The organism is Bacillus sp. TE8-1, assembly GCF_008368855.1.
GTDB classification, from domain to species: domain Bacteria; phylum Bacillota; class Bacilli; order Bacillales; family Bacillaceae_G; genus Bacillus_A; species Bacillus_A cereus.
The window spans coordinates 242,447-264,150 of record NZ_QPET01000001.1 but is presented as its reverse complement, the minus strand read 5'-3'; the positions used below and the strand labels follow the sequence as shown (position 1 = coordinate 264,150).

The window sequence follows — 21,704 nt, the reverse complement described above, 5'->3', positions numbered from 1 at the left end:
ATGTTTATATTTTAGCACGACTGTTCAAAAAATACAATTAAAACCATTTTTAATTCATCTTTTCAAACGGTAGGACTTTTTTTATAAACAGTACAACTTTATTTCAAATCGACATTCGGACTATTCTTGAAATTAAAAGCGCGTTACTATTTTCTTATATTAATGAGAAAGGGTGGCGTGCTTTTTATGAATATGCATCAAAAACAAGAGTTGTCTTTATTTGCCGAAGAGTTATATCGATATATGTCTCCCGCTACACTTAATCAATTAGCTATAGAAGCTGGTGGAATGAGGCGAAAACGTAAGTGCCATGGGCACCATTTTTATCTTTGTGTGTATGGTTAAATCAACAAATCGCTACTACCTCTCTTACTCAACTTTGTAGTCAATTAGAAACCTCAACAGGAATTTTATTAAGTCCGGAGGGACTTAATCGACGCTTTAACTCAGCTTCTGTAGCTTTCTTTCGAACTGTATTTACTACACTTCTACAAGCTAAAATTGGAGGGTTATCTAAAATTTCTCATTCTCTTTCTGCTTACTTTGAACGCATTCGCATCCTTGATTCTACAACCTTTCAAGTTCCAGATCGATTCGCATCTACTTATCCTGGTGCCGGAGGGTGTAGTCATAGAGCTGGTGTAAAAATCCAATTAGAGTATGACTTATTGAGTGGAGAATTTTCTGATGTAAAAATTGAACCAGGAAAGCGAAGTGATCAGGCGTATGGTGCGACTCGAACAGGCATGATACAAAAGAATGAACTATATATTCGTGACTTAGGATATTTTCGTTTACAAGACTTTAAGTCTATCCAAGATAAGCAAGGATATTATTTATCACGTCTTAAATTACCAACTAAAATATATAGAAAAGAATCCAAAACATTGGTATTTAAAACAAAACCCGCTCAATTGAGACCGGTATATATACAAATTCATTTGGAAGACATCATGAAACAATTACAACCTGGCCAAGTGTACGAGTTACATGATGTATATGTAGGGAGCAAGGACAAACTGCCTACTCGTATTGTGGTTTATAGATGTACGGAGGAACAAAAACAGAAACGCCTACATGATCGGGCTATTCGTGAAAAGAAAAAAGGGATTACATATACAGATCGTACAAAGCTTTTACAAGGAATTACGGTATATATGACAAACATTCCTACGGAATGGGTACCAAAAGAGAAAATCTATGATTTATATTCACTGCGTTGGCAAATTGAGCTGTTATTTAAAATATGGAAATCTTGGTTTCAAATTCAGCGTTGTAAATCTATTAAACAAGAGCGGCTAGAATGTCATCTTTATGGACAACTCATTGGTATCCTATTATGTTCTTCTACTATGTTTAAAATGAGGGAGCTCCTGTTACGTAAGAAACAGAAAGAACTAAGTGAATATAAAGCGATGTACATGATTAAAGATTATTTCTTACATTTTCATCAAGCATTACTTAAGAACACCCAAGAATTATCAAAGGTTCTCCTTCGTCTGTTTAACCTCCTACAGCGCAACGGACGAAAATCCCACAGATATGAGAAAAAAACAGTCTTTGATATTTTGGGTGTTGTTTATGATTATACCGATTCCATTCATCAGGTAGCATAGTTATAGTAAAAAATTGAAACCCGCTAGGGTTTATTTGATATGTCTACTTTTATGATATCTATAAAAGATAATAAAAAACTACATGGAAAGATCAGTCTTTGTATAAACATATACTTTAAGTTGATGGATGTGTGGCGGTACCCCTATAAGTACACTTGCAAGTATATTTATAGATGTACTTATAAGTGAATTATTTGTGTTCCTGTCTATATAATTTAAACGAATAAATAGCTCCAACGAAGAATACAAAGGCTTCAAATAATATAAAGATTTGACGGAAATTCTCAATATCTTTACCAACTAAAGAGATAAATATGCAATTCATTAGAATTTGAGTAGTAAACATACAAGAAATAATTTTAAAATAAATAGGATTTGTTCTTTCATCTGGTTTACCAATTTTTTTGTAAATAATAATAAGTGCAATTACTGAACCTAAAAATAGAAGTGCTGTAAGTCCTACAGCGATATTGAAATTGCCTGTACTTTCTAACATCCATTTATTTAATAAATCAATCATTATTATCTTCCTTTCCTACATAAGAGAATATTTCGTTCTTCTTTTTCACTATAATAAAAAAAGAAAAAGGAAAACATCGAACTTTCTTACAAACATTCGTGTATTCTTACAGTTTTGTCATTTTATAAATGTATTCATCGTCTTGCCTTTCCCTATTTTATTTGGAAAACATAGTGAATTACGAGAAAGAACGCTACAAGATCAACTTTCAAGAACGATAATTATGTAAAACACAAAAGTCCTCCAGTTAAACAATCCGGAGGACTTTTAATAGTTTTCTAAGTTATCTTCCAAATACACTCAATCCTAAATAAATCAAACTATAACTAATTAAAGCACTTGCAAGCATCAAACCTATTTTTAATAATTTGTCTTTTATATTAGGCTTTACTTCACTTACAGGTTTTCCCTCTATAAAATCAACTATTTGACGATAAGTTTTTAAATTATGCTCTTTTTTTATGTTTTCAACTTGCTGTAATGAAAACATAAGCAAAACCGTAAGTACCACAGGTATTATAAGACCATAATAACCAAAAAAGTGAAATACAGGTGCAATAGAAATAGGAAGTATAATCATTAATGCTAACATGATGTAACTCCACTTAAAGAAAGTTGATTTTTGAAGTTCTTCTTTCATGATCTTTACATCTCCTTTAACTAAATCATCCAGGGAGACATTAAAGAGAATACTCATCATTAGTAAATTATGAATATCTGGATAGTTCCTTTCATTTTCCCAGTTAGAAATAGATTGCCTGGAAACATGAATTTTTTCTGCTAACTTCTCTTGGGACATGTTATCCCGTTTACGAAAGTATTGTATCTGTTTACCGATGTTCATTTATACATCTCCCCTAAATTTGAGGTTAAGTTAAAGGCTAATTAAATACTACCAAATATCTTTATAATAAAGGGATTTTAAGATGTAAAAATGTTTTATCATGCGAATGTCCCTTTATTTTCAGGTACAATTACTGATCCGAATTAAGAAACTGCTTAAAAAATAAGCCTCTTTTGGATAGAAAAAGTTTGCTTTTACTTCCTATAACAAAAATAAAATAAGCTGCCTATAGGGGCAGCTTATTTTATTTTTGGCTTAGCGTGGTTTTTCTGAAATGCTGACTATACCAATACTAGATTTAATTTGAGGTTTACAAACTATTAATCAAAGAAATTATTCAATTCCTTACTCATTACGTTCGATGTTTTTTGCTTAGGTTTCTTAATTTTATTAAGTAGCGACTGCGAAGTGTTATTCTTATTTTTTTGCTGAGATTTTAAGTGCTCTTGGCATTCTTTGTAACTCATAGGTTTATATTCTGGTTGCTTCTCATTATTTTTCGAATGATCTTCTCTATTTTTTTCTAAGTTTTCTTGAACTGTAATACTAATAGATTCGTAAACTTTTGCTACATCTTCATCTAGCTTGTTTTCTTCGGTTTGATTAAGCGTTTCTTCAATTTGAACCGTGTTGATTTCTACATGTGTTTCTTCTGGTTCTATTATTGTAACGGGAAGTCCATCAGATGGGAATTCTTCAAACAGCGGTTCAATCTCATCAGGAATCTCGGAATGAATAATAGAATCTTTATTCCAATCTTGCTCTAACATAGTAATAGATAATTCTTTTTTTAGTTCTGCTACCTCCATGTTTATTTCATAGCATTCTTCCATAGGAGGTAATTCTATATCTATGGTTTCTTTAATATCTTCTTTCACGACCGGTTCTTTTATTTCAGAGCTTATACTTTCTACATGTGTTTCTTCCGCTATTACAGGCAATTCACCATTTCGTTGTAGGGCTTCTATTAATCTCGATGCACGTGTATAACTAATTTTAAACGTGTCTTGTAGTACAGAAATAGAGATACTTCCCGATTCCTTCACAAAACTTAAAACATCGTCGTATAGAATATCCTTAAAGGAGCTAGTTTCCTCTTGTTCGATTCCTTCGCCTTCAATTGGAATTGCTACTTCCGGTGAAATAGTATTGTCAGATGAATGAGTAGTAATAACACTTGTTTCTTCTGATGTACTACTATTATTTGAAATTAATACTTTACGAGGACCATCCCCTGTGTAAGAACTTACAACTAGATTTTGTTCTAACTTCTCAATATATTGCATAGATTTCATGTAGCTAATCTTGAATTTTCTTTGCAGAAGAGATGGCGAGACTTGTTGTGATTCGATAATAAATTCCTTAATATCTTCATACAACTTATTTTCAATTTCATCACCGACATTTCCCTGCTGGCTCATTTCTGCAGGATCATTAGGTAGAGTTTCATTTTGAGACTTGTTTTCCTTATAATCTTCCAATGATATAATGTGTTGTTGCTCCCCATTTATTTCTATAGAGTTATCTTGCTCCATCATAATCTCTTGCATAGATGACAAAGGTTGTATTTTCTTCATGTTCTCTGCGTCTACATGCTTCATAGGATTTGCTTTTGCAATAGATTCATTAATAAGACGAAGACGTTCATTTTCCCAATATCGGCCCATACCTTCATCTACCTGTGTAATAGCTTGAGCAAATTCTTCTTTTGGTACAAAGTTACTCGTAATTTGTTGTACGGGTTGGACATGATTGTCTTGTACAATACGAGCAGCACAGATGAATGCACCTTGTGCCATGATATCTCCTGGTGACATAACAACTTCTTTCGTTTTTTGATAGGTTGATCCTAGTCGACTAACTGGATTCTCTTGCATAGGAGAAATGCCCTGTTCGGATTCCGCCTCTTTAAATTCCTCTTTCTCACCAAACATGTCAGAGAAAATTTTTGCATCATATGGTGTCACATCTCCAAATATCATTTTGTTACGGAATGAACCTAATAAAGTAAACATGTATTGTTCTGTGAAGTCGAGAGCTAATTGGGACAGCGTTTGGCTAGCGATTGTTAGAATTACTTTATATTTACGAGATTGGGCAGGGAATTCTTTAAACGGCCGCACAACATAATCCGGGAACTCATCAACAATTATATGATGGTAAGGTGAGACGTTTGGTTCTCTACGGAATACCGCATTCTGCATACTCAGCAATACAAATTTTCCTAATACGTTAGAAAGGTCTGCTAATTCCCCTTTTGCAGTATTAACAAGTAGAATGCCACCCTGCTCTAAATGGACATCGAAATCAAAATCAGATTTTCCAAATAAAACACGTCGTATTAAAACGTTTGAAGCTAAATCTTTTAATATGTTGCGTAAACCTTTTACATATTCTTCTTCTCTGTCATAATGCATTGGTTGTCCGCGGTATTTTCCTGATTTATAAACCGCTGCTTCACCTTGAAAATCCATTTTTTCACGAATGGTATTATCAAACCATTCATCAATACCTTTTATAATTTTATATTCATTTTTTTGGTCACGTGAAGCAGCGCCACTTTGAACAAAATCATATAACTTTTCGACCTGTACTTTTAATAGTTTATGCATACGGTGAACACGTTCTACATCGTCATACATCTCAATCAAATCGTCGAAGGTGACATCTTTTTGCGGGGTGTGAAGCTTTAATAAATAGATATGCTGTTTAAGGTGGTTACGTTGAGCTTGTTCAAAGAATGCATTGTTAGATTCAGACAAACCTTGAATAACCATTGCGAAGACCTCTGCTACTTTATCAACTGGTCCCCGCAGAATGTTTATATTTTTGGTATCAGGATTAGTTGGATCAATATAATAAACCGAGCTTGCTGGGATCTTATGTGCTTGTACCAATTTAAATACTTTTTGACATAAATCATTACTGGGTTCAATAACAGTGACACCATTTAAAAATGTTCCTTTTACTTCTTCTGTATCATAATCATTCTTTTTATAAGCAGTTTCAAACTTATTTATGAAACGCACCATCCAGTGTAAATCTTGATTTATCATAGGAATAATTAAACTTGATGTTTTACCAGAACCAATTGGACCAATAATGATACCATTTAACGTTCTATCTTTCCCTTTAATTCGCACCATTTCTTTATGTTCAATATGTGGTCCAATTTCTACATCAGGATATATTTGTTCTTCTTGGCTATTAAACCATTTTTGTAATTTGTGATTTTTATATTCGTATTTTTGTACCCACTTTAATATCTCTTCTCGGTAACGAACAATATGCCCACTATACCAAAGTGTAAACAAAATCATAAATACTGTTGGTAAAAATACAAAAATCATAGTGAGTGTGTGGAAATTGCCTGTTAAGACATGACCTAAGGCTTCATACTCACCAAAATTAAGATGTTTTGATTTATCCGTTAGATAAGGAATAACCTTTGCATGGATTGGAGCAGTTGCAAACCATAAAAATTGAATATCAACTGCAAAGTGAGAAGCAACCAAAATTATTAATTTCCCATTATTTACATGTAAAGCTGGAATACGGCTGTAAAACCTAAAGCTAAATTCTCCTAACAGTAAAGAAAAGAACATTAGAATAAGCGGTACATATGTAGTTTCTATAGGATAAGACGGTGGTTCAAATGCATAGTAGAGTAACTTGATGTAGTTTACTAAACCGAATCCAAATGAAAGAATAAATCCGCTAATTAAGCCGATTGTAGTAAATAACGGTAATCGTTGTTTAAATGTCTCCATATAGGCTCACCTACTTCTTACAGATATAGTTGAGCTTTATGTTTAAATTGAAATCGATTATTGAATTCTGGTTGGAATAGTTCCTTTGATTTTTCGAGAAAGAATTTTGCTGCATCTTCAGTTTGTTTTAAATATAAATCAATACTCTCTCTTTCACAGAGTTGATTGTATTCTTCCTGTGAAAGTACCGCGATATTTACCTCGATTTTTTTATCAGTTGCTGTTTCAATTATGACATCGTACCAATAGAAATTTGGTTTCCCTGGAATTTGGATATCTTGTAGAGAAACACTAAACGTTGCTCCCTCTTCTGTAATATGATTAAGGACTAGTTCCGGGTTTTTAAATGCTTCTCTAGCAGAGAGCACTTCCCCAGTAGTAGTTGCACATTGTAAATCCATTTTGATTTTCCACCTTTCTCCATATAAAAAAAGGCAAGCGACACCCACTGTAAAAACAGCGTGTGTCGCTTGCCTTAATTTCATATGTTCTGATTTGATTGTAGTTTTTAGTGTTTAGTTCAAACGTAATTCTATCACCTTAAATAATAAAAATCAATAAAATTGTATAAGAGTATATAAAAAATAAACGATTAATATAATTCAACAAGTTTGCGTCTTTTCGGGTGTATGTTATTTGCAGTACGCGCCATGATCTGTTCATCCGCGTCGATAGTAACACCTTCATTTTGGAGGGATAGCAGTAATACGTTGTCATAAGTGTCCATTAAAAGTATATCTCTAGCCTTTTTGCGCTTTGGATAGATCACAACAAGTGGTACCCCTTCATCACCTTCTCTTCTTGAAAACACAACATCGTCTAATCTAGCAATCATTCGGTAATCATTTTCATTCCCAAAAATAAAGAAGAAATCTTGTATAACATCTTTATCTCTCCTATACGTTCGTCTAAGACCACCATCTATTGTTTCCGTAAATGTTTGAACTTGTTCAACAAATGCATAACGCCAATCGGCATCTCCTACTGTGCGTTGAGATAAAGGCAAAAGAATATCTTGTTCAAAGTTTTGGTTATCATCTATTCCTAGAATGATATCTGAAATAACATCTCCAGCTTCTTTCAAAGAGCAGATGTGCATATTTAGGTTTGGTAGATTCATTAAATGTTCATGATATTCTCGCATAGAAAATAAGAGATTTTTCATACGTACGTATGGTGGTTCTGCATCTTGCGCAAGGAACATCGACTTGTCATAAAGAACAAAAACAACCGTTACATTTTTATCAGTTTTTTGCGCGTAATCTATGTACTTCCCTACTTTTTCAACTAAGGTAGCGTTAGTTTCTTTACACATATCCATCTCTATATAAATATTTTTATTATGATATGAAATGTGTTCATCAGGAATCAAAGGTAACTGAGTCTCTTGAATTGTCATGTTTTTCTTTAGGTAATAGGAACGGATATCTAACTCATTTAATATTTCATTACTAAATGTCTTTTTAGTAATAGCTAGTAGAGTACGTACAAAAACTTCACGTGCACATAAAGTATGAAGTGTAATTACACGTGAATATCTTTTTTTAGAAACGTTCGGTGGAAGTTTCCCTATTTTTTGTAAGAATTCAATAGCTTTTTCTTTTAAAGAGAATGAAGCTCGTTTTGTTATACTATCCTCTCTTTTATCAATCTTTTTAGTTAGGATAGCGCCGTATTGTGAGTATCGATCTAGCTTTGTGAATATGCTAGCTTCTGAACATTCTCTTCTCTCAAATGCACTATATAACGTTGTGATTTGTCTTGTTGTAAGAGCTTTTTTGTAATATAAAACTGTAAAAACAAATATGTCTGCTTCTTTTAGATGAAAATATTTCTGGGTACCTGCCCTTTTATATTTATACACTTTCTGCGGCACTATATACACCTCTTATTTATAATTAAATTTAAACAAAATCAGTAGTATTTTATATACTATTACATCTAAATATTGATTGTAAAATAAGAAAAAATGAATTTGAGAATTTCTTTTCTAGAGATACCTATTCTTGTACCCCAAAGTTGTGGTGGTAATGATCTTTAAAAATCTATAGTAAATCATTAGCCTCATGGGGTTTATTAGATTCCCCTCATTGTTAGGGCGAAGTACTACTAGGTAACTAACAGTTACTCAGGAAAAAGTTACTAATAAAGTGATACTATGCCGTCCTAACACGAAGCCGATTAAGATATTAAAATTTTGATGGATTACAATTATTCAAAAATTATAAAAGGATTTTGGGAATCAAGGATGATTTTCTTTATTTATTATTTGATTGGATGTTTATTTTTAATACTGGTTTATCTTGGGGATTTAGTTTTTAGTTTCCCTCCCCCGTGTTGAAACGGCGATTTAGTAAGAGGAAAATTAATGTTATTTCTATCTTATCAACGGTACATTTCAAGTACATTCATAGGTTTTGTATATTAATCTAAGTTCTATAGAATTCTCATTCACTAAATTGTAAACCTATGTAACAAACTTGAGGAACCGTTTTTTGTTTATATGAAATTGATAGAGTAAGAATGTTAGAAAGATCTAAGCAAAGTTTCAATTATTCTAATCTATAAAGTATTTAACTAAATAACCTAGTGATTTTGTGGATATGAAATTAACAATCATCCTTAATAAGCTTTTAAAAGTTACTGAAATTGATAAGAAATCGGGTTCGTATATAGACCGTCTTTTTTTCATTACACATATATTTAGGTGGATCAGTAACACAATTAACATAACATTAACAATCTCTGATTTAACAAGAAGTGAACTGTGTAAAAAATGTAAGCATTTATCAACATAAATACATGAGTGTAGTGCAAATTATTAAAATGCAGGCGTTTTTCATCATTTATATGTAAAGTGTATATACAAAACTTATATATAAGCTTTGTATATGCACTTTATTATATTTTGTTTATATATAACTGACAATTAAGAAGGTATTAGTTGTTGAAATATATAGTGTTACATATACAGTGTATATGTAAGTCGTATATATAAGGTGTATGAAATTATAATTAGGTGATATATAGTTTTTTTGATGATGAAATAAAATCTTTTTTTATATTTTTATTTCATGTAATCATAATGGTAAAAAAATATTATGAAAATGTAAATTACATGAAGTGTCAAATTGACATATCACATGCACGCTTTATATATACGTCGCATAGAAGAGGCTATGGGAAATGTAGATTGTTTCTATTTGATGATATATAAAACTTATATATACACATTCTATATAAGTTTTATATAGAATGACTTGATATACGGCGTATAATGATGTACTATGTTTCTAGGAATAATTAACCAATGTTTTAGGGGGGGACAACTTGAACGAAATATTAAGTGAAAAATATCAAACAATTAAGTTTACAGATGAAGTAGTAAACATGTTTGCTGATATTCTTGAACAAGACGAGATACTATATAGTGTATTTCTATACATAGGAAACGTAGTAAATAAACAATTCCAAGAGACAAAATACATGAGGGGCATATCCATTAATGAAATAGTGGAAAATGTAGTTATAGACAGGCGAGTAAAGAAAAAAAAAGGAAAATCTTATTCACTAGAGGTTGAACGTACAAATATATCAAGACGTTCAGCTGAAATAAGTGTAAGTACATTATCATCAATGTCTTTAATTTATGAAAAGACTATGCATCCATATAAATTTTTAATCTCAACTTATAGAGGACAACAAGTACTTATTGAGTTAGGGAAAAGAAAAAAAAGTGAATAAGGAGAGATAAAATAATGGCGAAAAACTTCTTGAAGAATGAAGTGGCAGTTAAAATGACGATGGTTGGTTTTGGTCAAGCTGGTACTAGAATGGTAGACAAGTTTGCGGAGTATAAGCATACAGATGGGACAGCAGTATATAACTGCTTAGCACTAAATAGTAATGATGGAGATCTAGCTGAATTAAAAAATGTGCCCAAAAGCAATCAGGTTTCACTTAAATTAGGTGGATTAGGTAAAAACCCAGAGCGCGCGGTTAAAGTTCTAGATTCAAATGAAGAAGCAAAAGAAAAATTAAAAGACTTTATCACTGAACGTGTAAGACCATCGGATGAACTTGTTCTATTTTTTGCTGGATTAGGTGGAGGAACAGGAACTTCTACAATAATTAAGGCTATTGAAGAATTTTCGGCATTTCATAACAAGCCGATAATTAGGAAAGAGTTACAAAAGGTTGCACAACAATATCCAATGGCTGAGATTAAAGCAAATCAAGCAAAATTTGCAAGAATAGCCTTTGAAAATGCTATTGAGCGTAAAGATTTTATTAAAATGGGAATTGTGGTGACACTTCCTGTCCGAGCTGATGGGCCAGATGTACTACGACAAGTAAATAAATTTTCACAAGAGATTTGGAAACTAGCAAATGACAAATCTAAAGGTGTAGCATTTGTAGTATTTGCTGATAACCAGCACTTTTATGATGAATTTAAGGAATTAAATGAAAATGAGAAAAAAGGTATTGCTAATTCAAGAGACTATGCAAATCAACGGATTAGTGAGATTATTCATGAGTTAAACACTGCTGCTAATGGTTCTGGTACTTCTGTAATACTGGACTCTCAAGACTTTAAACGTATTTTACTTGAAAAAACGGGCTGCTTAGTAATTAATAAAGTTTCTCGTAATATGAACCAAATAGAAAATAGTCATGCGATTATAGAGATGTTCCAAGAGTCATTAAGAGGAAGTTCATTCCACCATCCAATTGATTTAATGAAAAGAAATAATGATGGTTCTGTTGAAGCATCAAAAGTACATCATTTTGGTATGTTGGCTATTTTGGATGAGCAAAAAAACATTGATGATTCCTTTATGGATGACGCTAAAGTAGAAGTTTCAAATAATCTACCTATCAATGGTACTGTATTTAATGGATATCTAATAAGTAAAAATGATTTCTTAGGAAGCGTGTATACGTTCTATAAAACTGATGCATTACCATCAAGGTTATCTAAAGGATTAGTAGAAGAATTTAATGAGTTTAAGGAAAGACAAAGTCAAATTCAATATACAAAGTCCCAAATTAGTACAATAGAGAGTATAGATGAGGATGAAGATTTAGGGTTTGCGTTTGGAGATTTTATTGACATGGGCAATGATGAAGATGAAAATTCTGGGATAAATGAAGATAATGAATTAGCAGATTTTCTAGATCCAGATAAGATGTTTGGTACTACAAAATAATAAAAAAGTCTGGATAAACATCCAGACTTTTTTATTATTCTACAGCATTCATAAGAGTTTTTATATAATCAATAATATTATCTTGTATGTACTGTTCAATGAAGAGTTGCTTTTTACTCAAATCTTCCTCTTTTTTAAACCAACCTGCTTTCCTAGTACGTTCCTCTTCAGGTTTACTATTCCACAGATTTTCTGCTTGTTTTCTTAATTCTTGTCGTGCTCTGTGCTCAATAATAAAGTTATCCAGTCTATCTTGACGTTGACGCAATTTTATGGTTTCTTCATCCTCTGGCTGTGGCAATTGTTTAAGTATACTCTCTACTCTCTCTTCATAACGAGACTCAATATGTTTTATTTTCTCTTCTAACTGTTTAGATACCATTTTTTCAATGATTTCTGCAGTAGCCTGAAGGTTTAATTCAGTAGATACCTCATTTGATTGATTCTCTGGTGATACAGGTCTTAAATCAAATTGGTGTGGTAAAAGGTCAATAATTGCATCTAAAGACCATTTTTCATCCCTTTTTAGCTTAATAAATAGAGCGATTTCAAGATCTAATGTATTATAGAGTTTTTCATTGGTATTTTGGGTTCTTAACGTTTCGTGAAGTCCTTTTTCCTCTAGAATATTGAACCAATTATAAACGGTATTATGATGACGTCCAACTAGTTTAGAGAATTCAGTTATTCGCCATGCTTTTTCAAAAACATTATCAGTTAATATATCATCATCGTTAATTTGATGGTCTTGTGATTCGTTTTTTTGTTCAATCATTGTAACTACCTCCTTAAAAATCAATGCATGAACACCCAATATGAAATTAACATGTGAACTGAAATTAACATGTTAGGCAGTATTGTGGTGATATTCATACAAATCCCAGTACATCCAGTGACTCATATGAAATGTGAAATTAACATGTTAGCATGTTCTTGTTGACAGAACATTAACTATAAATGCAAGAATATACTTGGTTTATTAGTGTTATTATTAACTTCAAGTATATAAATGGTAATGTGCTATCAACGAAAATCTCGATCCTTTACATTAGTGAGATCAATGATAGTTGCTATGAGATTAACAAAATACGTTACTTAATACTAATGATAAGGAAATATAGTTGTTTTGTAAACAAGTTATAAGGAGATAATCATTGATATTGAGGAAAAAAAGTAGACTTAATCTAGGGGATTTAAATTATAGTGTATAATTGCTAGAAATAAAGATAATAATATTACTAAATTAGTAGTATGTTATGAGGTCAAATATAGTTAGAGTATAGGATTGTCATCAACATAAATAAACTATGAGATTCAATACCCACTCCATGCTGCATGGAATATTTGAGATGGTTTTATGTGGTTACGGTAATACTGGTGTTTTTTAAACGTCCTAAAGACATCATTCATCTAATTTCAAACAACATGTTCCATATTATAGTAGTGTCTTCCCGTTTAGAGGCAATTCCAACTCATTGTTGACATTAACATGAAATTTAGCATTAACATATAAAGTACAATAAGGAAATGAATTTGTTCAGGTGTTAATGTCTTGTTAACTAAAAATCATTTTAGTCCCACAATATTTGTTGTTTGTTTCACAATATGTATCCTAGCGTATTGTGTGTGAATAAAGGGTATGAAATTGATCTATCTATCAGCTATTAGATGATACCGTTAAGAAGACTTATAGCGTTATCATTAACATAAGATTGATATTTTTAAAATTCGCTATATCTATTATCAATTTTATATCAACCGAAATTATTAAATATTAACATTATAGTTTTTAAAAATATTAATAGATGGAACTTTGTATTTCATTAGAAGTTTTATGTTTTTTTAGTAATTCATTCGTTGTAGTTTCAAGTTGCTGGTTCTCTAGCTATTTATAATGTGTTCTACTAAGAAGTATTACTTTAAAAGGATAACAATTATATCAAATGGTAGCATGCATACAAAACACCTAAAAATATTGATATGACATTAACATTTTTCTTGTGAATTCCGATGACATGTTAATGTTAATTGATATGTCAATGTGACTGACTCTTTAAAAAACCTAAATTGTTTACATAACATTAATATCGCTTTTGATATTGTTTGGTTTTGAAAATTTGATTGAACATATATATTTTAAGTTTTTTGTATGAAAACCACACGATTGTATTTAATTAACTTCTTATATAGCAATATATTGAAAACTTATTTAAATGAAGATGAGGAAAATTCGGATCTATATTTTTTAATAGGATGTTAATGATATTGAGTGAATGTATGTACTTGCTGCTTAGAAAATATCGATATGACATTGATATTTTCTGTTAAGTTTTTGATTACATGTTAATGTCAGTTGATATATTAATGTGAGTCGGCTTTATAAAACGTAATTTCGCTGTTTACATAACATTAATATGAAGGATTATATGTTAATTTTATGTGAATTCGAATGTATATAATGATTGTAAGATTTTTATGTGAAAACTTCGGATCTTTTGTAAGTAACTTTCTAGACATATTATGTTTCTGAAAATTAAGGCTATCCTAGGGGGTTATCTAAATGAAAGAGAGAAGAACTTAAATGCATATTATTAATTATAAAAGTTATCTATGGTGCAAATCCAATTGTTATTTAGAATTATTATGGGATTATTTTATAAAAATTAAACATGAAGAGGTATTGACATTTAATTTTTATAAAGATAATCTTGTACATGAATATTAATTGTAAAAGAGTTATATACGAATAAATAAAATTAAAATTCTTGCTAAACGGACACACCGAAGGCACATAACCTGCCAATGGTGTGTCTTTTTTATTTTTGGGAGAGGAGTAAAAGGAAACTATGAATACGCACTTAAAATTTTCTGAACAAAGTCTTAATATTCATGGGGTTAAATTTTTTGATGGGCTATTAAACATCGTAAAACTAGAAAATGAAAGAAAAGAGTTACCATCTTCAGCTTTAGCTACTTACATCTTGCTTCACTTTGAATGCAATGATATAGGAATGCTACCACGTGAATTTCAAATAATGGATCTTGCTAAGAAAAGTGGGATTCCCTACACAACAATTTATACAGGTTTTCAAGTTTGTTTGGAGCGTAGACTCGTAAAAGAAACACCTGTTGGAAATCGTACTGTATATGAAATTGTAGATTATGCGTTGTATAACCACACTACTGCAGAAACTGTAAATATGACAGGTACATCGTTATCGTATTTCCGTATTCCATTTCACCTAACTCAAACAACGATAATGAGTAGTCTAGTAAAGGCTCGTGATAATAAAGGAATTATATTCCTGTTAGATTTAATCAATACATTTTCAAGAAAAGTGGGTATGGAGCATTATAAACATAAAATTGATGAGTTTCAGATTACAAGAAAGATGTCTTTCTTAAAAAAGAGATTAAATCGTAATGCAAAGAAAGTAAGACACTACATAGAAATTATTAACCCCATTGTGCAATTTACTGCAATTGATTCTAAAGAGAAGAAATCTAATAAAACAAGAATTACAAGTGTAAGAAAACAGGTAAAACAAATCATCATTGAGAAATTCAACGTGGTATTTTCTTCGAACTGCGTAATTGAGAATGATAAAAAAGAATTACATAGACCAGTAGCAAAGTGCAGAAAAGAAGCGGTGTCTCGTTTAAAACACATGGGACAGGCCTTACGAAAAAAAGATAAAGAAAATATAATGACCGCATTTAGACAAGAGATTGTTGATATTGCGATCTATTTACCAACAAAACAAAAACAAAGTGAATTACTAATTTACGCAATGACTTATGCATTAGATCAAGTTGAAAGTTGTATGAAACAGCAAGAAATATTCTCTATTCCAGCATTTATGCGTGTACAGTTTAGGGAAACCTGGATGTATTTTAAGGAAAAAAGCTTGTCTGTAGAAGAAAGACACGATGCAATGATAACTTATTTTAAACAAAATGGTGTCTATCCGGACTTCATGTGATTTTAAAAAATTATATATAGCAACCCTTTTAAAAAATCACTTAATAACAAGGGTTATTTGGCATGTTCTTTAATTTGAAGACATGCTTTTTTATTTAGGAAAATATATCCATTAGCATTTTTACGGAAGTATATAATCGATTTATGCCATGTTTGGTTACGATTCAACATGTTTATAATTCGATTCAATACTTGTGGTTATCTTAGTAATATTATTCTAAACTTGTGAATTCTGAGTAATATGGTATTTAACTTCTTAATTTGTGATTTCTATGATGTAGAACTTGTATGTAATGGGGATATTACGATAGTGAATTTAGCTTAATATCCAGGAACGTATGTAATACAAGGCTTTAAAGGTGTTTGCTGAATCTCTTTATAATTAATAATTGAGTTTAGTTATATATATTTCTTGTTGTTTTTATATAAAATACTTGTGATTATTTATATTTAATTACTTGTATTTTTTTAGATTAAATACATAGAAAAATAGAAAGAAGGAATAAATATAGGTTTCCAACGAGGTAATTAATCTATTGACTTTTAAAATTCATAGAGTTATTCTTGTACGTGAACAACAATTAACTAAGAGAAATATACAAATTAATAGATTTGATTTCTAGCTAAACGGACACACCGAAGGCACATAACCTGCCATCGGTGTGTCTTTTTTTTGTATAAATAACAATAAAAAGGGAGAATTTGAAACTATGAACGAAATTGTGAACATGAGTAAAGAACGATTTACAAAGTATTGTGAGGACAATGCAGCATTTGAGGAGAATATTAGTCGAATTATTAATCACTATTTTTTATTACTAGGGAATAAAGCAAATATCTTACAAGAAAGAGAATTTAATAACGAAATTGAAGAAAAAACGTTTAAAAATAATGTAAAGCGTTTTGAAACTCTATTCCCTGCAGCTGTTAAGAATGCATTTTTAAAAGGGTATCAATTATGCCTTGAATTTATACATCATCCTGAAACACAAATTCCTGAGAATCTATATACTGATTCTAATTTTATAAAAGATATTCCTTTTGCCTTAGCAAATGCATCTGAATATGAATTGTACGAAATCAGTCGTACAGATGAAACACAGGAATTTAGTGTGTTTGCTATTCGTCCATTACTAGAACAAGTATTTTGCGAAGTTGCATTTACTGGTGCTGTATATGCTTTTGAACATGAGCGATTAGAAAAAGGACTTGAATTAAAGAAAGGTAATATTACCTCGTTAACCAAAGTTCCTGTAGATCGTCTTTTTGCAATTACGCCTTCTGTAAATGGAGTTGTTGTACATGCGGAACAACATTGCGAGATTTGGAATTTAAATTGGAATAGCAAAGTAACAATTGATAATCCTTTTATTGAGCTTGCTGAGGTTACATTTATTCATCAAACAAAAGATAGGATTCAACAAAATATTGAAGCTGGTGTTTTATACTACAGCATTCTTTATCTTGGTACACCTTTACATGAGATACAAGATCGATTAGAAATACGAGTAAAGCTAAATTCTGATTTTGGAGCTCCACGTACAATGGAACAAGTTGAAATTGAGTATATTTTGAATGAGATTATTGGGAAGGTTCATCTTGAGGCACAAATTCCAATTGAAAACATGATCTTAATCCAACGTTAGATTTTGTAGGAGGTTAACTATGGTGAAAAAAATCGTTTTAGCTATTAGCGATACTGTATATACGGCATATTTACGTGAGGATTTTATTGGTGCGGGATTTGAAGTAGCTGATAGTGATGTGATGCATATCAAGTATCTAGATGAAATTCTAGATACAGAACAGCCCGATATTCTATGTATTAATGACAAACGATTAAATATTGATGCGGGGCATGAAGAGAAACGTGAATTGATTATCTTACAGAAACTAAGAGATATTCGCTTTAATCGAGATATTCGTATTGTGGTATTTACAGAGCGCGAAAATGATGATGAGTTTTTGGCGAAACTGATTTATCTAGGTATCTATGACATTTTTAATTCTCGTAAAATTGATATTGATAATAAAGTCATCCCGCAGCTGCTACAGGAGTCGGATATTAAAAATGTAGCAGAAATTGTAGGCGCAAGTCAGGCACCACAACAAACAAAGTTGCCCGAAGTTCCTGTGGATGAGGAAGAAGAGGAAGTATCAAGTGAATTAGAGGAAGGTGGCAACAATGAAGCTTCCTCTAACTCCAACAAACTATTTAAAAAAAAGCAAAAGCGTAAGTCTGTTCCAGATGAGACACCAAAAGCACCTATTATAAAAAAACAATATAAATTGGCTTTTGAGCCGGTATATGAAAAACAAATAGGTATTGCTATTCCGAGAAGAACAATTGTTGTGGCCAGCATGAATAAAAGAAGTGGTGCAACTTTTGTTTCACATCTTTTAGCTGCTTACTTAAATGAACTACAGATTGATGTGAACTATATAGAGAATCTATATGATGATGGATATACGTATCCTTTATTAAAGGGATATACAGAAGCACCGGAAAACTATCGTAGTGAATTTATGTTGCAGCGATATAAGGAGATGCTACAGAAGGAATCTGATATATTATCAATTCCAAAATGGAAGCAAGGAAGAATAAATTATATCGTAAAGAATCCTATAGTGGACCAAGAGCTGAAAAACAAAACAAAGCAGGACTTTGACCATTTTATTAAGGTATTATTGGCTAACCAAGAAGCGCCTATATCTATTATTGATGCGGGGTACGATTGGGATGAAGATTTATACCATGAAATATGTGAAATGGCAGATTTTATTTTCTTTGTAGCAGAACCAGATCTGCATCAATTGCTAAAGATAGCGCATCCTCTTACACAAAAGGAGAGAAAGCTTGTTTCTTACTTAGCTTTAGAGAAAACGAGAATCATTGGGAATAAGTTTTCTCCTGCGCTTTTAAAGCATGAAGTAGTAGAAGAATGTTTTGGAGATAAGGTATTAACTGCTTTAGCACCATATGAGATAGAGGATGTATTTGAATCTCAATTAAATAGTAGTACGTTACTATCTAGTCGGAACTATTATAAAGAGCTTGAAGGAATAATGAAGGAAATAGCAGAGTTATTGCTACCAAACCAATTGTTGAACCAAAAGAAAAGTTCCATTTTAAGTGGATTTCGATTTCGGAAGTTTGAAAATTAAGGAGGGGTGAAGAAAGATGCAAAAATTTATTATAGGGGCCGCCTCAATATTATTATTTGTTGGTTGTTTATTCTTAATGACAGATATGATTATAGGAGATACAACACACACAGATAATAAGTCTGCATCAGAACGTGCTGGAAGTACAGCAATGGATAAAGCCGTAAAAGTAGGTGTTTTACGGGCACAAGAAGAAATTGCTATTGAACCAGATATCGCAAAGAAAGAATTTGAAAAGTCTTATAAACAAAATGCAACATTTAAGGATCCTGCATCAAAACGAGAGTTTTCTGTACATGCTGTACAAGAGCAACCTGCAATGATTGCGGTTGAAGGAGAGGCGGAAGCTGCTAGTTATACTAAACAATTTGATGAAAAGAAAGGCAACATTAAGAGTAACGCCAAACACATATTTATTTATGAAGCAGATTCTGACAACAAGAAAGCTGGAGGAAACGTAAAATAAATAAGAAAAAGTAGGTGTGTAAGAAATGCAAAATACAGTAACAACAGCGCTTTTTCTAACGCTTTCTTTATTATTGATAACTCTTATACCAGAAGGTGTACTGTATGGAATGCAGTTAGTAAAGGCACATGATTTTGCTTCTAGTACAGTAGAGTTAGCAGAACAAACAGGTGGTTTTCAGTACACATATGAAGGAAAAAACGTAAATCTAATTCCTGATATAGAGAAGAAATTGAAAGAGCAGAATATGGGTGGATGGAAATATGAATATACTAAAGGGCGCGTAGATCATAATCAGCCATTAAATTTTAAGATAAAAGCTGAACATCATTTCTTTATTTTTAAAATGATAGGGATTGATAGTGTGAAAGCGCCAATATGGGCTAACAAAGATGGAATGGGACAAATCTATTTCCGTTGAAAATATCAATATGTATAAAAAGGGGGAAAACTATACTGAAAAGTGTAGTTTTTTACTAGAAATATATATTTATAAATAAAAATATAAAATATTTTACAAACCTATTTCTATGTGGTGATATTTTCCATAAAGAAATAGGTTATAAAAAAACATAGATTTGTAAATTTACATGTTAAATTATGTGGATTTTATATTTAAATTCGGTACAATAAAGGAATCTATGAAAAAACTAATATATTTGGAGGAACAAACAATGGCAAACAAATTTTTAAAAACAGCAACAGCATTAACAATTATGGGTACATCATTACTAGGAGCAGGAGCATTTACTGCTAAGGCTGATAACACAGACTCATTAAAATTCAATGATGTTCCAGCAAATCACTGGTCTACAAAAGCAATTTATGATTTAACAAACCGTAAAGTAGTGCAAGGGTACGGAAATAATATCTTTGGCTTTGGTGATAATGTAACTCGTGGGCAAGTTGCTCGTATGATTTATATGTACGTAAAACCAGCAGATGCAGATGCTAGCTTCAAAAATCCGTTTACTGATATTAAAGGGCATTTATTTGAAAAAGAAATCTTAGCACTTGCTGAAGCAGGACTTGTGAATGGCTTTGGTGATGGGAAGTATGGTCCAGATGATATTTTAACTCGTGAACAAATGGCACAAGTACTTACAAATGCTTTTAAATTTAAGGCAACGAAAACAACAAAATTTGCAGATGTTGATAAAAATTCTTGGTCTTACGGTGCAATTAGTGCATTAGAGGAAAATGGAGTTACTATTGGTACAGGAGGTAATATGTATTCTCCAAAAATGTTTGTAACACGTGAAGCGTATAGTCAGTTCTTATATAACTCTATTAATGCAGTTGAAAAAGAAACAAAACCAGAAGTGAAGCCAGACCCAAAACCTGAAACAAAGCCAGAGGAAAAACCAGAAGTAAAACCAGATCCAAAACCTGAAACAAAGCCAGAGGAAAAACCAGATCCAAAACCTGAAACAAAGCCAGAGGAAAAACCAGAAGTAAAACCAGATCCAAAACCTGAAACAAAACCAGAAGAAAAACCAAAACCAAAAACAAAAGAAAAACAAAAACCAGAAGTAAAACCAGAGGAAAAACCAGAAGTAAAACAAAACCTGAAACAAAACCAGAAGAAAAACCAGAAATTAAATTGCCAGTAGGGTTAAATGAAAATTTAGTAACTAAGGATATGGAATTTAATCAAGAAGCTTTTAACAATAATGTTACTGTTCAAAAACTAGTAACCAAAGAGGGACAAGGTATTGTTAGCTCTATCAATCAAAAATATAATACTAATTTAAAGTATAGCGATGTTGGAGTATACGTTAAACTTATTGATAAAGATATGTATTTACCAGCAGGTTCAATTGGAGCACAATTCTATGTTGATGCAACAGATAAAAATAATTTTGAAATCGTCTTCTTATATAATAATAAAGCAACAGTCGAATTAACTAAGAAATGGGTTACTTTCATAAATCCTGAATTAAATTTAGATAAAGAAATCCAAGAGACAGTAGATGCTCAAGTAATTAATAATTACACTACTCAAAACCATAAAGTTCGTATTGGGCATTCAACTGCTGATAAAATGATGTATATTCAAGTAGAAAGTAAATAAAGTAATTGTAAAGAAAAATAAAATTTGCTAGAATAAATATATATAGTTTAATATACG

The 21,704-nt window shown here is 31.5% G+C and carries 13 protein-coding genes and 2 pseudogenes; 9 read left to right on the top strand and 6 right to left on the bottom strand.

Annotated features, from left to right (window positions below):
• Positions 1 to 186: 186 nt before the first annotated feature.
• Positions 187 to 1,616, top strand: a pseudogene (locus DN404_RS01360) (IS4 family transposase).
• Positions 1,617 to 1,806: 190 nt separating this feature from the next.
• Here the strand turns inward: DN404_RS01360 and DN404_RS01355 are convergent.
• The 5 genes from DN404_RS01355 to DN404_RS01330 form a co-directional block, all read right to left on the bottom strand.
• Positions 1,807 to 2,136 (bottom strand): 6-aminohexanoate hydrolase, encoded by a 330-nt coding sequence (locus DN404_RS01355; protein WP_149214655.1) that lies wholly within the window; start codon positions 2,134 to 2,136, stop codon positions 1,807 to 1,809.
• A 283-nt stretch (positions 2,137 to 2,419) separates the two neighbouring features.
• The gene (locus DN404_RS01345) at positions 2,420 to 2,980 is read right to left on the bottom strand and encodes a helix-turn-helix domain-containing protein (RefSeq protein ID WP_149214653.1); all 561 of its coding nucleotides are present in this window, start codon (positions 2,978 to 2,980) and stop codon (positions 2,420 to 2,422) included.
• A gap of 320 nt (positions 2,981 to 3,300) precedes the next feature.
• On the bottom strand, positions 3,301 to 6,750 hold the full coding sequence (locus DN404_RS01340; protein WP_149214652.1) for a DNA translocase FtsK: 3,450 nt from the start codon (positions 6,748 to 6,750) through the stop codon (positions 3,301 to 3,303).
• A 17-nt stretch (positions 6,751 to 6,767) separates the two neighbouring features.
• Positions 6,768 to 7,235, bottom strand: a complete 468-nt coding sequence (locus tag DN404_RS01335; RefSeq protein WP_149214651.1) for a hypothetical protein — start codon at positions 7,233 to 7,235, stop codon at positions 6,768 to 6,770.
• A gap of 107 nt (positions 7,236 to 7,342) precedes the next feature.
• Positions 7,343 to 8,626 (bottom strand): replication-relaxation family protein, encoded by a 1,284-nt coding sequence (locus DN404_RS01330; protein ID WP_149214650.1) that lies wholly within the window; start codon positions 8,624 to 8,626, stop codon positions 7,343 to 7,345.
• A 1,454-nt stretch (positions 8,627 to 10,080) separates the two neighbouring features.
• On the opposite strand from DN404_RS01330, the gene DN404_RS01325 reads away from it, so the two are divergent.
• On the top strand, positions 10,081 to 10,494 hold the full coding sequence (locus DN404_RS01325; RefSeq protein WP_061655383.1) for a hypothetical protein: 414 nt from the start codon (positions 10,081 to 10,083) through the stop codon (positions 10,492 to 10,494).
• A 14-nt stretch (positions 10,495 to 10,508) separates the two neighbouring features.
• Positions 10,509 to 11,960 carry an FtsZ/tubulin family protein gene (locus DN404_RS01320; protein ID WP_061655384.1) on the top strand — a complete coding sequence of 484 codons (1,452 nt, stop codon included), beginning with the start codon at positions 10,509 to 10,511 and terminating at the stop codon, positions 11,958 to 11,960.
• Between the two features lie 34 nt (positions 11,961 to 11,994).
• Here DN404_RS01320 and DN404_RS01315 read toward each other — a convergent pair whose 3' ends face one another.
• Positions 11,995 to 12,735, bottom strand: a complete 741-nt coding sequence (locus tag DN404_RS01315; protein ID WP_048535743.1) for a MerR family transcriptional regulator — start codon at positions 12,733 to 12,735, stop codon at positions 11,995 to 11,997.
• Between the two features lie 2,071 nt (positions 12,736 to 14,806).
• Between DN404_RS01315 and DN404_RS01310 the strand changes: the two genes are divergently transcribed.
• The 6 genes and pseudogenes from DN404_RS01310 to DN404_RS01285 all read left to right on the top strand — a co-directional run bounded on the left by DN404_RS01310 (position 14,807) and on the right by DN404_RS01285 (position 21,647).
• Complete coding sequence (locus tag DN404_RS01310; protein WP_149214649.1) at positions 14,807 to 15,943, top strand: hypothetical protein; 1,137 nt, start codon at positions 14,807 to 14,809, stop codon at positions 15,941 to 15,943.
• 709 nt (positions 15,944 to 16,652) lie between these two features.
• The gene (locus tag DN404_RS01305; RefSeq protein WP_149214648.1) at positions 16,653 to 17,588 is read left to right on the top strand and encodes a hypothetical protein; all 936 of its coding nucleotides are present in this window, start codon (positions 16,653 to 16,655) and stop codon (positions 17,586 to 17,588) included.
• Between the two features lie 19 nt (positions 17,589 to 17,607).
• Positions 17,608 to 19,107, top strand: coding sequence for a hypothetical protein (locus DN404_RS01300; protein WP_149214647.1), 1,500 nt, complete (start codon positions 17,608 to 17,610; stop codon positions 19,105 to 19,107).
• Positions 19,108 to 19,123: 16 nt separating this feature from the next.
• A complete protein-coding gene (locus tag DN404_RS01295; RefSeq protein WP_084065965.1) occupies positions 19,124 to 19,573 on the top strand; it encodes a hypothetical protein in 450 nt (149 codons plus the stop codon).
• A 25-nt stretch (positions 19,574 to 19,598) separates the two neighbouring features.
• Positions 19,599 to 19,994: a DUF4320 family protein gene (locus DN404_RS01290; protein ID WP_149214646.1), complete on the top strand. Its 396-nt coding sequence runs from the start codon at positions 19,599 to 19,601 to the stop codon at positions 19,992 to 19,994.
• Positions 19,995 to 20,214: 220 nt separating this feature from the next.
• A pseudogene (locus tag DN404_RS01285) lies at positions 20,215 to 21,647 on the top strand (S-layer homology domain-containing protein).
• Positions 21,648 to 21,704: the final 57 nt, after the last annotated feature.